Below are 13,444 nucleotides of genomic sequence, written 5' to 3' on the forward strand. Positions count from 1 at the left end.
TGCCAGGATATGAGGCAGGCTAGACTTCAATGTCGCCCTCCGGCGCATCTAGAGGCGTAAAGGTGCAATCAGGCGCGACAGGTGCCGTGGACGCGAGGAATGTGAAGCAGTTCGCCTGCGGTTCCTGGTACTGGGCGCAGGAGGCCAAAGCGCCGAGCGCGGTGAGAAGAAACAGGGTACGAATCATGAAAGCCTCCAGAAGTCTGGGCGGTCGCGGTAATCGGCGCCGACGAGCGCCTCGCCTTTCTCCATGCCGCCGAGGATGGTGAGATTGGGCCCGAGAGCACTGAGATCGGCATCGACCACGATCGAGCCCTGATCGTCGCGGATCAGCGCCAAACGGCTGTTGCTGCCCGTGTTGAGAAGGACGTCGAGCTCCTTCTCCGTGAGGTTCAGCATGGCGTAATCCGCAGGCTGCGCGCGGATATTGGGCAGCAGGATCTGCGTCGGCACCGCCTCGATGATGGTCTTGCCGGTCCGGGTGCGCTCGAGCTGGCTCGCGTATTGCGTCATCATCACCGCGACGGTGTTCTGCTTGCGCGCGGTCACCAGCCAGTTCGACAGCCGCTCGGCGAAATACGCGTTATCGAGGGCCTTCCAGGCCTCGTCGATCACGATGATGGTGGGGCGGCGGTCCTCGATCTCGCGCTCGACCCGGCGGAAAAGATAGGACAGGACCGCCATCCGTTCCTTGTCGGCCTCGCTGTCGAGAATGCCGGTCAGATCGAAGCCCACCACATCGCCCTTGAGCGAGAACGTGTCCTCGAGGCTCTGCCCGAAGATCCAGCCATAGCGGCCGTCTTCGGTCCACTCGAGCAGGCGCTGGTGCAGATCGCCGCCATCATCGGTGGACACAAAAAGCGACGCGAAATCCCGCCAGTTCCGCAGGGCAGGGTTTGTAGCTTGCGCGTTCTGGCGCACGACTTCCTGGATGCGGTTGGTTTGTGCAGGCGTCAGCGGCTTGTCGGCACGGTAGAGCAGGGTCGCAAGCCAGTCCGAGAGCCAGGCAGTGCCGCGCGCATCTGTCTCGGTCCAGAGCGGGTTGAGGCCCGTGGGCTGACCAGCGTTCAGGGACGCGTAGCGCCCGCCATTCGCGCGGACCGCCATCTCCATACCAAGACGGTAATCGAAGACAAAGACCCGGGCGCCCGCGCGACGGGCCTGGGTCATCAGGAAGGCCGAAAGCACAGACTTACCTGACCCGGGCCGCCCCATGATCAGGGTATGGCCGCTGGTGGGTTCTTTGTCGGGCGAGCCTTGCTCGTGATAGGAAAACCGGTAGGCGCTCTGCTCCGGCGTGGGCAAATAAGTGACGACCCGGCCCCATGGGGTTTTCGCGGCGGGTTTGCCGAGCTGCGTCCGGTGAAAGGCCGCGAAATCCGCGAAGTTGCGATTGGTGATGGCGCTGGCGCGCACGCGCTTGGGCTGGTTGCCGGGATGCTGACTGAGGTAGTGCGCCTTGGCGGCGACCCGTTCGCCGATCATCTTCACGCCCTCGGTGGCCGCGGCGTTGACGATCTCGGCGCTCAGGGTCTGCAACTCGTCCAGCGTGTCGCAAAAGATCGTCACGACCATGTGGTGTTCGCCAAAACTCTGGCGTTTGGCTTCGAGATCATCTGCGGCGATGTCGAGCGCTTCCATCAGTGAGAGGGCCGCATCCTGTGAGGCTTGCATTTGGCGCTTTTGCCGCTTGATCCGGCCCGCCATCAGGTTCGAATTGATCGGGGTGAAGGAGTGCGTGACGATCATGTCGACTGGCAGGTTGAGCATGTCGAACATCGTGCAGGATGTGGCTTCGGAGTATTCCCCGATAGTGAAGCTCTTGCCGTAGCGATGGCCGACAACGCCTTCGGAAAGCTCAAAGTGATCCCCCTGAAACGTCACGCGGGTATTGGCGACGTTGAAAGACAGGAAACCGTAGGTGTTGGCAGGATAGAGCGGCAATTCCTGGCCGGTGTTCAGGGCCCCCAGAAACCCGATCAACTCGCCACTATCGGAGGTCAGCACACGCGGGTTCAACTCGGTGAGGCCTGACACGAACACACTCACGGCTTCGCCCAGACGGCGCAGGCGCTTCTTGGTTGCTTCTTTCAGCCGGTCCGGCGCGCTGCGGTTCAAGAACGGCAGGACGCTTTTCGGGGGCGGGCGGTGAATGACCGTCAGCGTCAAGGTTTTGTCGCGCAGGCCACTGGTCTTGAGTTTTGCGCGCCAAAGCCGGTCCACCTCGCCCGCGAAGCTGTTCTCCGGCACCGGCTCCAGTTCCGGCGCAATCGCCTTGGAGACCTTGTGCACATAATAGCTGAATTCTGGACCAAGCTGGGCGACGATACGGGCAAAGAGTGACGTGACCTTATCGAGATAGGCATCATCAGTTGTGTAACTGTTGACCCCGTCGAGGCGGATGCATTGGAACAGTTCGTTCACCCGCGTGCGCACCGTTTGGTCATCGACCAAGCTGACATAGGGCAGCATATGCGCGAGGCGCGTTTCTCGCGCATACCAGTTCGGTGTCAGGGTGTGGGGATCAAGCGTTTCGTCCAGGGCATCATTATGGCGCATAGCTGTCCCCGCCATGGATGCTTCTGTTCCGCGTCGGCGGCGTCTCCTGCAGAGCGGTCATCATCACGTCGATGAATCGGGGATCCCAATCGGCCGCTTTCCAAAGAACCGGATAGAGCACGATCGCAACCCCAAGAATCACGATGTGCTGGACCCAGACGAAGAGCAGCACCGAGCCAAAAAGCCAGATCATCGCATACATGATGGGCAGGCCCAGAAGCTTTGGTGGGCGCACGAGGCCAAGGAAGAGGGGCGAGCGCTCAGGCACCGGCGAAGACCGCTGCAACGATGGTGGGGGCGGCGGCAACACCGGCGATCCCGACCAAGACCCAGAGCGCCTGGCGGAGATCGATGATGTTGAAGAACCAGCTGAGGAAGACGCCGAGGACCGCGAGTGTGGCGATGACCACACCAAGAGGTCCGGTCAGCGCATCGACAATGCCCTGCAACAAGCTCTGGATCGGGGAGAGATCGATGCTCTGTGCAAGGGCGGGCTCGGCAATGAACAGGAATAGCGCCAGCGAGGCGACAAAGAGGTTTGAAATCTGTTTCATGAATTTGATCCTTCCAATCGGGCCACGACGGCCATGACGCGGGCCACGTGGTTCTGGGTTTCTCGGTAGGGGGGAAAGCCGCCATATTGGCGGACCGCATCTGGGCCGGCGTTGTAGGCTGCGAGGGCAAGACGCGGATCGCCGAACGTGTCCAACATCATCGCGAGGTAGCGGGCTGAGCCATCAAGGTTCTGAAGTGGATCACGCGCGTCGACACCGAGATCGCGCGCCGTCGCGGGCATCAGCTGCCCTAGGCCAATTGCTCCTGCACTCGAGACTGCCTCCTGGCGGTAGGCGCTCTCGACCTCGATATTTGCGCGGTAGAGGGTCAGCCAATCACGAACCGAGAGATCCGCGCGGCGTAGCCCGGGATGCCCGGCGTAGCGAAGGGCGGTGGATTCGATGGCCGCCAGAACATCGGCGCGGGGCAGGGGTGCCGAACGGGCGAGTGCTGCAAAACGCAATGCGTCAGGTTCAATAGCTGGTTCATCTTCACCGAGGAATGCCAGCTCATCAGCAGCGGACCCCTGTCCGATGCCGTCATTGTAATTGCGGGCAAAGCTGTCCTGGGAGCGGGACGGGGTCAGAGAGCCATCGCTCTCCATGACCAGTACCATCTGCGCAGTGGCTGAACCCGCGAGAAACCAGAAAAGGAGAAGGCTACTTGCTGCCGCCCTTGTCGCTCGCAGCCAGCTTGTGCGTTGTCTGCTGGCCTTCTTCGAGCGGCACATCGGCATGAGAGAAGCCGATCCCGATAAGGAAGGAGACCACGCCCGTGATGGTTTTGAACTCGCGGATCTTGATGTCGTTATAGGTCGTCCGGGTGCGGGCCGTGACCAGCAGCTTTTCCACGCCATCGTCAGAGACGACGCGCATGATCCAGACCCCGTAATAACTCGGGCCCTTCTTGTGTGCCGACTCCTGGCAGAGGATTTCAGCGCTATAGCCACTTTCCACGAGTTCGCGGAAACGTGCTTCCGTAACCACATTCGGTGCTTCGATGTCCCAGTTCATGGCCCGGCTCACGCTTTCTTCAAACGCGCAACGCCCGGGCATTCCCACTTGAAGCCCAGAGTTACGATAGTATACTATTAACCGCAAGATATAATGCGGCAGATACGGCTGTATCTCGGTTACTCAAACTCTAGGCACGGCCATTGGCGTCTATCAAGGAAAATAGGGGTTTCAGAAACCTGCGGTTGAGCCGATGGGTGACGATGCAGGCTGTGGCCCTCCTGATGCTCGCTCCGGTCGCAAGCCAGGCCGGATCCTGTCTCGCCCCGCTCCGGCCATTCGTTCCAAGCGATTCGCAGGCCGCCCGGGATTATGCCGACATCATCCGACGGGACTTTGAGGTCTACATCGCGGACATTCAGGACTACTTCCGCTGCCTCGAGCAGGAGCGCGCGCGTGCATTCGAGGAAGCGCGCGAAGTTAGCCACGACTACGGTCGGTTTCTGGAAATGGTTGGGGATTGATGGGCCTCTGGGCATGCACCAGACTTGAACCCCTTGGAAACCAGACGCCGATAACACCCTCATATATCTACTTTTTAGATAACAGATTCCATCCGCTAGCGACGTCACAAAAGGTATGTGACGCGTGGCGAAAACAATCAGAAGCAAAGGTCAGGAGGCTCTGTGCCAGGCGTTGGTCGACGCCCGGAATAAAGCAGGACTCAGCCAGAAAGAATTGGCAGTCAAACTCAGGCATCACCAATCGTTCGTGGCCCGTGTCGAAAGCGGAGAGCGCCGAATTGACGTCGTTGAGCTTATCCAATTGTCGCGTGCCATCGGATTTGACCCCTTCGAGATATTGGCGATCGTCGAAGCCGCCACGGAGCCCGACCACAAGATTTGAAAACAAAGAAGTTTTGGGACGCTCCGATTCGTGCGTCCCCATTTGAAGTGAGCTTCTCAACAAAGAGCAGTTAGTCAACATCCCCTAAGCGCGGCATGCGGTGCAGGCGAGCACCGCTGTTCGTCACGCTGCAATATCAGAGCCACAGTGCAGGAAGTCCGTAAACAGTGAACGATGATAAAGGTGAGGGCGTTGCGATCGCAAATCTGATCGGGACCGATGGGTGCAGCGTTGTTGGTTGGGTGTATCGCTGGACTACAGGCGCGCATGTGGTGATGTGGGACGTCCATGGGCCCAAGCCGGTATCGGAAATCCGGCCGGACCTCACTGCGGAACAGAAGCAGGAAATTGATTTCGACGCGCTCACGCAGATCGGAAGAGACGAGGGCGGGTGAGGAGGGCAATCTCGCGGCGTTTGCCGAAACGCCATGCTGCCCTTCGACTACCAGGCCCGCGAGGCGCAATTGCACACGTCCGCGATACCGGTCTTCCAGACCGAGCCAATTGTCGTCGGGTCAGTAGTTCACCTGTTCAAAGCCGTAGTTGCCCTCGTAGTCACGCCAATCGACGAAGACAGATCGATGATAGATACCAGGGCAATTCTGGCCCCATCGTTCAAGTCCCACATGGGCTTCGGGCAGGGCAGTTATCGAAGATCTATGCCAAGCGAAATCGCCTTGGGTCCCGTAAGTGCCAAGGACTACAGTCTCGCTACGATTGCAGTCACCGTCACGACCGGATTCGTGCTGCCGCGCATACCGCACATCAAAGACTCTGATGGATCGCACGAAGTTGAACTCAGGTCCGCTGATATCGATGTCCGCGCGATCCTGAACAAGCCGGAGTGCCGGGTCGGTGGGAACGAGATCATGGACTGGCAAGGATTGTAGCGGTCGACGGCTGTCCGTCTGGTACAAGGCTTCAAAGATGCGGCCAGAGTTGTCTAATGGCCGATCGCTCTCATAGGAGGCGCCCATGGGACAGCGCCAGATCTGCAGCGGCGGTTCCACCGGCCAGGGCGTAATCCGCCTGATGAATTCGGCGCGAGCCCGACTACAAGGGACGGAAGCGGGCCATCCGCCAGACAGGCACAAGAGGATCGCGCAATCGATAGCGTAGGTCTGCGCGCGCGCGGGGACCGGTAGCGAAGAACCTGTCACGGTCAAAGCGACCGCGACCGAGGAGAGGAGCTTCGTGAGTAAATGGCGCATGCTGAGGAACCTCCGTGACAGGAGTTCAGCATACATACGATAATATACTATCGCAACGCTAAATATAAAGTCGCATAATGAAGTTTATGTTAATTTACCCTCCAGATCCCCTCTTCCTGAGCCACTCGCGATTCAGAAAGAAGTTTCTGTAAATGAGCCACAACATTCCTTTCGGCGGCCATTGCAATATGCGGGTCAGATTTCTTGTAGACTGAAGCGGCGATATTCTGGACTGTATCGGAAGTATTTAGGAGATGCTTGAGGATCTGGGTCTCGCGGCGCATCCGGTTGGCAAGTAACCGTTCGATGTAAGGGCGCGGATCCTGGAGTACGGGCCCGTGACCCGGCAGGCAGATCCTATCGTCGCGATCAATAAGCCGTTGAAGCTGGTCGCAGTAATCACGCATGTTGCCGTCAGGGGGGCTGACGATCGAACTGTTCCAACTCATCACGTGGTCGCCCGTGAATAACACTCCATCCAGCTTCGCAAAGCAGAGGTGATCGCTCGCGTGACCGGGTGTGTGAAGGACAGTAAGACCGGCAATCCTTTGCCCGTCTTCCAAAAACCCGTCGGGTTGAAATGCATCGTCTGGAAAGGCACGCGAAACATAAACGGGCAGACCTGTCCGTTCGCGCAATCCCGGCACGGCACCGAAATGATCGGAATGGTGGTGTGACACTAGAATTCCGGCCGGGTTGCCTCCCAGATTCTCGACAATTGCTTCGAAATGTGCACTGTCTTCTGCTGGACCCGGATCGAGAATGAACCGACCGTCAGGTGTATCAATGATGTAGCTGTTCGTCCCGTGATAGGTCATCTTCCCGGGATTGCTCGCAACGATCCTCAGGATTCCCTCGGCCACCTGTTCTGCACGCGCGCGACACGGTTCCGGCTCTGTGTGAAACATGCTGCGTTTTGTCATTGAATACGACCACTTTCTGACAGTGAAAAGTCTGGGACTTGCAAAGCCGCCTTTTGCTTTTGCATAGCTTTGGAAGCCTCGGGCTGGCGTCCAGCGCCGGTCAGAACCGGCGCTGGAACAAGGCAACAAAGCCCAGCAGTCAAGCGTGACCCCGATTATGGAAACCTGTGTACAGCACTACAGCAATTGCTGCCTTCGTCAGGTCTCCAAGCAGGAACGGGTAAAGCCCGGCGTTCAGCAATTTTTCGCCATAGCCGACAAAGCTACCCAACCAGAATAGCCCTGCGCAATACATAAGTATCGAACCGGAAAGGACCGCTACAGATGCTCTGATTGAAGGCGGAAGCCCTGCCAGCTTTTGAACCATCCATCCTGCAGCCGCCGCCGCGAGCGCAAACCCAATCAAGAATCCGCCAGTGGGACCCGCAAAATAGGCCAGACCCGCCGGTGCGGGAGGCGTGCCAGCGAAAACCGGCAGGCCAAACAGACCTTCCAGAAGGTACGCAGCGACAACTAGACTACTGCGCACCGGCCCCAGGAAAAGGCCGAGACCCAAGACCACCAGGGTTTGTGTTGACATCGGTACCGGGTAGAACGGCACCGCGATTTTGGCGGATAGTGTCAGAAGTATTGTGCCGATGAGTATTATTGAGATCTCTCGGGTCAGTCTTGCGACCGGTTGGCGTTGAGTGGCTTCCAAATTCATCTGTTTCGTCCTTGTTTCTGTAGATCGTTGATTTGCTGGATAGGGAAGCTCACATGCGCTTGGCGACTTCTTCCAGCATGACCTCGCTCGCACCGCCGCCGATGGCCTGAACACGGGCGTCGCGCGACATGCGTTCAACCGGGGTTTCGCGCATATAGCCCATGCCGCCGTGAAACTGGACGCAGTCGTAGAGCACGCTGTTTACCAGTTCGCCGCAATAGGCCTTGACCATCGAGACCTCTTGCACGCAATCGTGGCCCGCCGCGTCCAGACCTGCGGCATGATAGACCAGCTGCCGTCCCGCCGCGATCCTCGTCTGGCAGTCTGCCAGCCGCTGGCGCACCACCTGCTTGTCCCATAGAACACCGCCAAAGGCCTTGCGCTGCTTGACGTATTCCACTGTCATGTCCAGCGCGGATTGCGCTTCGGCACAGGCCATTGCGCCCAGGACGATGCGTTCGTTCTGGAAGTTTTTCATCACCGAATAAAAGCCTTTGTTAACCTCGCCCAGCACATCCTCGGCCGGGATGCGGACATCCTCAAAGATCAGTTCGGCCGTGTCCGAGCAGAGCCAGCCGGTCTTGTTCAGCGCCCGACCGACCGAAAAGCCCGGCGTACCCTTTTCGATCGCGAACATGGTGATCCCGCGGGAACCCTTTGCATCGGGATCGGTCTTGGCACCGACAAAGTAGAGGTCGCCATGCACGCCGTTGGTGATGAACATCTTGGTGCCGTTCAGCACCCAGTCCGACCCGTCCTGCACCGCGCGGGTACGCATGCCAGCCACGTCCGATCCTGCGCCCGGTTCAGTCACGGCCACGGCGGTGATCTTTTCGCCCGATATGATCGATGGCATCCAGCGCGCCTTCTGTTCCGGCGTGCCGGCATTTTCCAGATGCGGCGAGGCCATATCGGTATGGACCAGTACCGTGGCCGAGAACCCGCCGAAGGTAGACCGCCCCACCTCTTCGGCCAGTACCACGCTGGACATCACGTCCAGCCCCGCACCGCCATATTGTTCGTCATAGCGCATGCCCAGCACGCCCAGATCGCCCATTCGGCGCAGCACGTTGCGGGGCACCATGCCCTCCTCTTCCCAGGGCTCCGCCTTGGCTGTTACTTCGGTTTCAATGAACCGGCGCAGCTGGTCGCGGATCATGTTGAGGTCTTCGTTGAACGGGCCGGTGGCCGCGGTGATGGTGTCTTGTCTGGTCATGTGTTTTCCTCCGGGTCGAGTTTGATAAGTGGGGCGTGCCCGGCGACCGTATCGCCTGGTGCACAATAGATTTCTGTCACCACGCCCGCGACCGGCGCGGGCAGGCTTTGCAAGAGCTTCATGGCCTCCAGCACCACCAGCGTGTCACCGGCTTCGACGCGGTCGCCGAGCGCGACACGTACCTCGGCAACGGCGCCGGGCATGGGCGCCGACAACATGTCAGCGCCGCCAGATCCGCCGGTGGCGGCACGATGCAGATGCTGATCTTCAAGCGTACGCAGGTCTGTCGCGGTCATTCCGGCAGGGGTTTGCAGGTGCACCCGCCAGTGACCCGGCGCGCGCACGACATGGACGATGCGCGAAAACGGAACGCCGTCGATGCGTCCGCTCAGACGGTTCCCTGTCAGGGCGACATTTTCGGCCGTTATTGTCTGGCCGTCCGGCTGTACGGCGGCAAGCACCGTCCCGGGCCCCGGCCCGGACCCGGTCACGCGGATCGGCGCTTCGTTGGTTGTGTCCCAATAGGAGGCCGCACCGAGCCGTCCGGCAGGAGCCGTGAGCCGCCATGATCCCAGGCTTTCCCAAGGCGACGCACTTGCCGGGGCGAGATGCAGATGCAGCGCGATTGCAGCAAGGGACAAGTCCTGGGGATCGGCGGACGGGTGCGTCCAGCCACCCGGGAACATCTCGGGCAGGCCCGAGGTATGGTGCCGGAACATCTGAAAATCCGGGTGTTCCAGCAGCGCGCGCTGATAGGCCAGGTTCAGGCCGACACCGCCGACGGCAAAGGCATCTATCGCGGTGACCGCCCGACGGATCGCCCCGATCCGGTCCGGCGCGTGGACGATCAGCTTGGCAATCATTGAATCATAATGGTGGCCGACGACCGAACCGGACTCTACCCCGGTGTCCAGCCGCACACTCGCGGGCGGATCCCAAAGAGTGATCTGGCCCGTCTCGGGGCGGAAATTCTCGGCTGGGTTCTCGGCGGCGATGCGGATTTCAATGGCGTGCCCGTCAAACTGCACATCGCTTTGCGTCAGCGCCAACGGCTCGCCGCGCGCGATGCGCAACTGCCATTCGACCAGGTCGATGCCGGTGATTGCCTCGGTCACGGGGTGTTCCACCTGCAACCGGGTGTTCATCTCAAGAAAGTAGTATTCGCCGCGCTCGGGGTCATAGAGGTATTCCACCGTCCCGGCGGACCGATAACCGATCGCCTGCGCCAACCGCACCGCCGCCGCGCGTATGTCGTCGCGCACAGCCTCGGGCAAATCGGCGGCGGGGGCCTCTTCGATCAGCTTTTGGTGGTTGCGCTGGAGAGAGCAATCACGGTCGCCCAGATGCAGCACGGTGCCGTGGGTGTCGCCCAGAACCTGCACTTCGACGTGGCGGGCACGGGGCGCGTAGCGTTCGAGGAATACCGCCGGATCGCCGAAGGCGCCCTGCGCTTCTGCCCGGGCAGATGCAATCGCTTCGGGTGCGTCGCTCAACTCGCGGACAAGCCGCATCCCGCGCCCGCCGCCGCCTGCGCTGGCCTTGACCAGAAACGGCGTGCCGAGCGCTTTCGCTTCTTCGAGCAATCGCGCGTCAGACTGATCTTCGCCGCGATAGCCGGGCAAGACGGGCACGCCTGCGGCTTCGGCGGCTGCCTTGGCCTCGATTTTCGACCCCATCATGGCAATCGCGTCAGATTCCGGCCCGATGAATACAAGCCCCGCCGCCTTTACGGCAGCGGCGAAATCGGCGTTTTCCGACAGAAAGCCATAACCCGGATGCACCGCCCCCGCCCCGGTCGCGTGGGCGGCGTCCAGAATGGCCTCGACGTTCAAATAGCTTTCCGAGGGCGCGGCCCCGCCGATGCAGAGGGCGTGATCGGCCTCGGCCACGAAGGGCGCGTCGCGGTCTGCGTCCGAAAACACCGCCACGCTTTCCAGACCCAGTTTACGGCACCCGCGCTGGATGCGGCGGGCGATCTCGCCGCGGTTGGCGATCAGGACTCGGGTGAAACTCATTTGACTCGCCATGACGGAATGCCCTTGTTGAGGAAGCTGTTGATACCTTCGATACCTTCTTCGGTTTCCCAGGCATCGGCCAGTCGGTCGGCGGTGTAGATCATATTGGTTTCAAGGTCGTGGGAGCCGACATAGGCGACGAGAGCCTTGGTGTCGGCAACGGCCCCTGGTGCGGCCTGAAGGTGATCGTGCACCACTCGGTCCACTGCGACGTTCAGGTCGTCCGGAGCGGCAACTTCGGTCAGCAGACCGATCCGTTCGGCGCGCGTCGTGTCGAACAGGGCGCCCGACAGCATGGTTTCGCGCGAATGCACCTTGCCGATGCGCGCCACGACGTAGGGCGATATATTCGCGGGCAGCAGCCCAAGTTTCACTTCGGTCAAGCCAAAGCGCGCGCCTTCGGCACCGATGGTATAGTCGCAGACCGAAATCATGCCGACCCCGCCGCCATAGGCTGGCCCGTTGATCCGGCCGATCAGCGGTTTGGGCAGGGTATCAAGGCGGCGCAACAGATGCGCCAGCGTGGCGCTTTGTTCGACCCGCTCAGCGCGGGTTTTCTCGACGTTCGAGGCGAACCAGTTGAAATCGCCGCCCGCACAGAAGCTTTTTCCCGCGCCGGTCAAGACCACGATACGCACGCCTTCATCCGCGGCGAGATTTTCGGCGGCATCATAGAGCTCGGCAATAAGATCGCCGTTCAGCGCGTTGTGTTTTTCGGGGCGGTTAAGCGTCACCGTGGCAACGCCGCGCGCATCGGTTTCGACAAGGATTGTTTTGTAGGTATTGGTCAACTTGAAGCCTCACATTCTGAATACTGGCGTGTGGCGCCCTGCCTCGGGCACCGAAGAGACAATGGCCAGGCACAGGCCCAGAATATCACGGGTCTGCCCAGGCTCGATCAGCCCGTCATCCCAGAGCCGCGAGGTCGCGTAATAGGGGTCGGACTGTTCGCCATATTGGGCGCGCACCTGCGCCTCGATTTTGGCCAGATCGGCCTCCATCTCTTCCGGGGCATCGCCCTTCTGGCGGCGCAGCTCCAACATCACGTTTGTGGCGATATCGGCAGACATGGTGGCCAGTTCCGCCGTCGGCCAGGCAAAAAGGAAATTCGGCGAAAATCCGCGTCCGCACATGCCGTAGTTGCCCGCCCCGTAAGAGCCCCCCAGTAGAACCGATAAACGGGGCACCTTGGCCACCGACATGGCATAGACCAGCTTGGCACTGTCTTTGGCGATACCACCGCGTTCGGCGTCGGTGCCGACCATGAAACCGGAAATGTTGTGCAGGAAAACAAGCGGGATGTTCCGCTGATCGCACATAGATACGAATTGCGCGCCCTTGAGCGAGCTTTCGGACAAAAGTGCCCCGTTGTTGGCCAGAATACCCACGCGATAGCCGTGGATCCGTGCCGTGCCGCAAACCAATGTTTCACCCCATCCGGGCTTGAACTCGCGGAATTCGCCGGCGTCGATCATTCGCAGCAGAACCTCGCGCATGTCGTAGGGCTCCTTGCGGTCGGCGCTGATGACGCCAAGCAGCTCGGACGGATCATGCGCAGGCGGCTGGGGTGCCTCGTCTGGCTGAATCGGGCGCGACTGACCAAGCTCGGCCACAATGTCGCGCATCAGTGCGAGCGCGTGGTGCTCGTCCTCGGCCAGGTGGTCGGACACGCCGGAGACGCGCGAATGCATCTCGGCCCCACCTAGAGTTTCACCATCGACCTCTTCGTTGATCGCCACCTTGACGATCGAAGGCCCGCCCAGATGGATGCGCGCGTTGCCCCGCACCATGATGACCTCGTCCGACAGCGCCGGGATATAGGCTCCGCCCGCGGTGCAGCCGCCAAACACGGCCGAGATCTGCGGCAAGCCGCTGGCCGACATGTTGGTCTGACGATAGAAGGAGTTGCCGAAGTGGCGCGCATCAGGAAAGACCCGGTCTTGTTCGGGCAGATAGGCCCCGCCACAATCCACCAGATAGAGACAGGGCATCCGGTTTTCCGCCGCGATTTCCTGGGCGCGGATGTGTTTCTGCACTGTCTCGTGGTAAAAAGACCCCCCCTTTACCGTCGCATCGTTGGCGATCACTATGCAGGGCAATCCGTGGACGATCCCGATCCCAGTGACGATCCCGGATCCAGGCACCTCGCCCCCGTATTGCCCGTAGGCAGCCAGCGACGACAGCTCAAGAAACGCGGTGCCCGGATCCACCAGCAGGTCGATCCGTTCCCGTACTAGGAGTTTCCCGCGTTTGCGATGCCGCGCGACCATGTCGGGGCGCCCGCCTGCCGTGGCCTCGGCAATGCGCGCGCGCAGGGTCTCGACGCGCTCGCTTTGCGCCGCGTGGTTGCGGGTGTAGGTCTTCGACGCGGTCTGTACCGCTGTTTCAAGACGTGCCATA

Annotated in this window: 16 protein-coding genes; 3 read left to right on the forward strand and 13 right to left on the reverse strand. The window is 60.6% G+C overall.

The window, feature by feature from the left end; all coding sequences use genetic code 11:
• Positions 1-19 precede the first annotated feature (19 nt).
• The 6 genes from AC5EFR_RS00220 to AC5EFR_RS00245 are packed head-to-tail and all read right to left on the reverse strand — an operon-like array spanning position 20 to position 4,127.
• A complete protein-coding gene (locus AC5EFR_RS00220) occupies positions 20-187 on the reverse strand; it encodes a hypothetical protein (protein ID WP_162841715.1) in 168 nt (55 codons plus the stop codon).
• Positions 184-2,559 (reverse strand): VirB4 family type IV secretion/conjugal transfer ATPase, encoded by a 2,376-nt coding sequence (locus tag AC5EFR_RS00225; protein WP_317939123.1) that lies wholly within the window; start codon positions 2,557-2,559, stop codon positions 184-186. The genes AC5EFR_RS00220 and AC5EFR_RS00225 overlap by 4 nt, the downstream gene beginning before the upstream one ends.
• Positions 2,549-2,827, reverse strand: a complete 279-nt coding sequence (locus AC5EFR_RS00230; RefSeq protein ID WP_317939122.1) for a VirB3 family type IV secretion system protein — start codon at positions 2,825-2,827, stop codon at positions 2,549-2,551. The genes AC5EFR_RS00225 and AC5EFR_RS00230 overlap by 11 nt, the downstream gene beginning before the upstream one ends.
• Entirely contained in the window at positions 2,820-3,113 is a 294-nt protein-coding gene (locus tag AC5EFR_RS00235) for a TrbC/VirB2 family protein (RefSeq protein WP_317939121.1), read from the reverse strand. Before AC5EFR_RS00235 ends, AC5EFR_RS00230 begins: the two co-directional genes overlap by 8 nt.
• The gene (locus AC5EFR_RS00240) at positions 3,110-3,730 is read right to left on the reverse strand and encodes a lytic transglycosylase domain-containing protein (RefSeq protein ID WP_317939120.1); all 621 of its coding nucleotides are present in this window, start codon (positions 3,728-3,730) and stop codon (positions 3,110-3,112) included. The genes AC5EFR_RS00235 and AC5EFR_RS00240 overlap by 4 nt, the downstream gene beginning before the upstream one ends.
• A gap of 43 nt (positions 3,731-3,773) precedes the next feature.
• A complete protein-coding gene (locus AC5EFR_RS00245) occupies positions 3,774-4,127 on the reverse strand; it encodes a hypothetical protein (RefSeq protein ID WP_317939119.1) in 354 nt (117 codons plus the stop codon).
• Positions 4,128-4,330: 203 nt separating this feature from the next.
• On the opposite strand from AC5EFR_RS00245, the gene AC5EFR_RS00250 reads away from it, so the two are divergent.
• From AC5EFR_RS00250 to AC5EFR_RS00260, 3 genes are all read left to right on the forward strand, one after another.
• Positions 4,331-4,591, forward strand: a complete 261-nt coding sequence (locus tag AC5EFR_RS00250) for a hypothetical protein (protein ID WP_317939118.1) — start codon at positions 4,331-4,333, stop codon at positions 4,589-4,591.
• 124 nt (positions 4,592-4,715) lie between these two features.
• Positions 4,716-4,973: a helix-turn-helix domain-containing protein gene (locus tag AC5EFR_RS00255; RefSeq protein WP_274841181.1), complete on the forward strand. Its 258-nt coding sequence runs from the start codon at positions 4,716-4,718 to the stop codon at positions 4,971-4,973.
• A gap of 167 nt (positions 4,974-5,140) precedes the next feature.
• Positions 5,141-5,368: a hypothetical protein gene (locus AC5EFR_RS00260; RefSeq protein WP_317939117.1), complete on the forward strand. Its 228-nt coding sequence runs from the start codon at positions 5,141-5,143 to the stop codon at positions 5,366-5,368.
• Between the two features lie 120 nt (positions 5,369-5,488).
• Here AC5EFR_RS00260 and AC5EFR_RS00265 read toward each other — a convergent pair whose 3' ends face one another.
• From AC5EFR_RS00265 to AC5EFR_RS00295, 7 genes are all read right to left on the reverse strand, one after another.
• Positions 5,489-6,184: a hypothetical protein gene (locus AC5EFR_RS00265; protein ID WP_317939116.1), complete on the reverse strand. Its 696-nt coding sequence runs from the start codon at positions 6,182-6,184 to the stop codon at positions 5,489-5,491.
• Positions 6,185-6,273: 89 nt separating this feature from the next.
• Positions 6,274-7,107, reverse strand: coding sequence for an MBL fold metallo-hydrolase (locus tag AC5EFR_RS00270; protein ID WP_341235560.1), 834 nt, complete (start codon positions 7,105-7,107; stop codon positions 6,274-6,276).
• Between the two features lie 139 nt (positions 7,108-7,246).
• The gene (locus AC5EFR_RS00275) at positions 7,247-7,813 is read right to left on the reverse strand and encodes a biotin transporter BioY (RefSeq protein ID WP_341235561.1); all 567 of its coding nucleotides are present in this window, start codon (positions 7,811-7,813) and stop codon (positions 7,247-7,249) included.
• Positions 7,814-7,862: 49 nt separating this feature from the next.
• The gene (locus AC5EFR_RS00280) at positions 7,863-9,029 is read right to left on the reverse strand and encodes an acyl-CoA dehydrogenase family protein (RefSeq protein WP_101657172.1); all 1,167 of its coding nucleotides are present in this window, start codon (positions 9,027-9,029) and stop codon (positions 7,863-7,865) included.
• Positions 9,026-11,044 carry an ATP-binding protein gene (locus AC5EFR_RS00285; RefSeq protein ID WP_341235562.1) on the reverse strand — a complete coding sequence of 673 codons (2,019 nt, stop codon included), beginning with the start codon at positions 11,042-11,044 and terminating at the stop codon, positions 9,026-9,028. Before AC5EFR_RS00285 ends, AC5EFR_RS00280 begins: the two co-directional genes overlap by 4 nt.
• Complete coding sequence (locus AC5EFR_RS00290) at positions 11,041-11,835, reverse strand: crotonase/enoyl-CoA hydratase family protein (protein ID WP_101657170.1); 795 nt, start codon at positions 11,833-11,835, stop codon at positions 11,041-11,043. The genes AC5EFR_RS00285 and AC5EFR_RS00290 overlap by 4 nt, the downstream gene beginning before the upstream one ends.
• 9 nt (positions 11,836-11,844) lie before the next feature.
• A complete protein-coding gene (locus AC5EFR_RS00295; RefSeq protein ID WP_341235563.1) occupies positions 11,845-13,443 on the reverse strand; it encodes an acyl-CoA carboxylase subunit beta in 1,599 nt (532 codons plus the stop codon).
• Position 13,444: the final 1 nt, after the last annotated feature.

Source organism: Pelagimonas sp., assembly GCF_058892305.1.

Excerpts from the sequence above, each read along its gene's own strand:
- AC5EFR_RS00265 (WP_317939116.1), bottom strand. The coding sequence starts at position 6,184 with ATGCGCCATTTACTCACGAAGCTCCTCTCCTCGGTCGCGGTCGCTTTG.
- AC5EFR_RS00270 (WP_341235560.1), bottom strand. The coding sequence starts at position 7,107 with ATGACAAAACGCAGCATGTTTCACACAGAGCCGGAACCGTGTCGCGCG.
- AC5EFR_RS00245 (WP_317939119.1), bottom strand. The coding sequence starts at position 4,127 with ATGAACTGGGACATCGAAGCACCGAATGTGGTTACGGAAGCACGTTTC.
- AC5EFR_RS00250 (WP_317939118.1), top strand. The coding sequence starts at position 4,331 with ATGCAGGCTGTGGCCCTCCTGATGCTCGCTCCGGTCGCAAGCCAGGCC.
- AC5EFR_RS00240 (WP_317939120.1), bottom strand. The coding sequence starts at position 3,730 with ATGGTACTGGTCATGGAGAGCGATGGCTCTCTGACCCCGTCCCGCTCC.
- AC5EFR_RS00220 (WP_162841715.1), bottom strand. The coding sequence starts at position 187 with ATGATTCGTACCCTGTTTCTTCTCACCGCGCTCGGCGCTTTGGCCTCC.
- AC5EFR_RS00225 (WP_317939123.1), bottom strand. The coding sequence starts at position 2,559 with ATGCGCCATAATGATGCCCTGGACGAAACGCTTGATCCCCACACCCTG.
- AC5EFR_RS00235 (WP_317939121.1), bottom strand. The coding sequence starts at position 3,113 with ATGAAACAGATTTCAAACCTCTTTGTCGCCTCGCTGGCGCTATTCCTG.
- AC5EFR_RS00280 (WP_101657172.1), bottom strand. The coding sequence starts at position 9,029 with ATGACCAGACAAGACACCATCACCGCGGCCACCGGCCCGTTCAACGAA.
- AC5EFR_RS00285 (WP_341235562.1), bottom strand. The coding sequence starts at position 11,044 with ATGAGTTTCACCCGAGTCCTGATCGCCAACCGCGGCGAGATCGCCCGC.
- AC5EFR_RS00275 (WP_341235561.1), bottom strand. The coding sequence starts at position 7,813 with ATGAATTTGGAAGCCACTCAACGCCAACCGGTCGCAAGACTGACCCGA.
- AC5EFR_RS00295 (WP_341235563.1), bottom strand. The coding sequence starts at position 13,443 with ATGGCACGTCTTGAAACAGCGGTACAGACCGCGTCGAAGACCTACACC.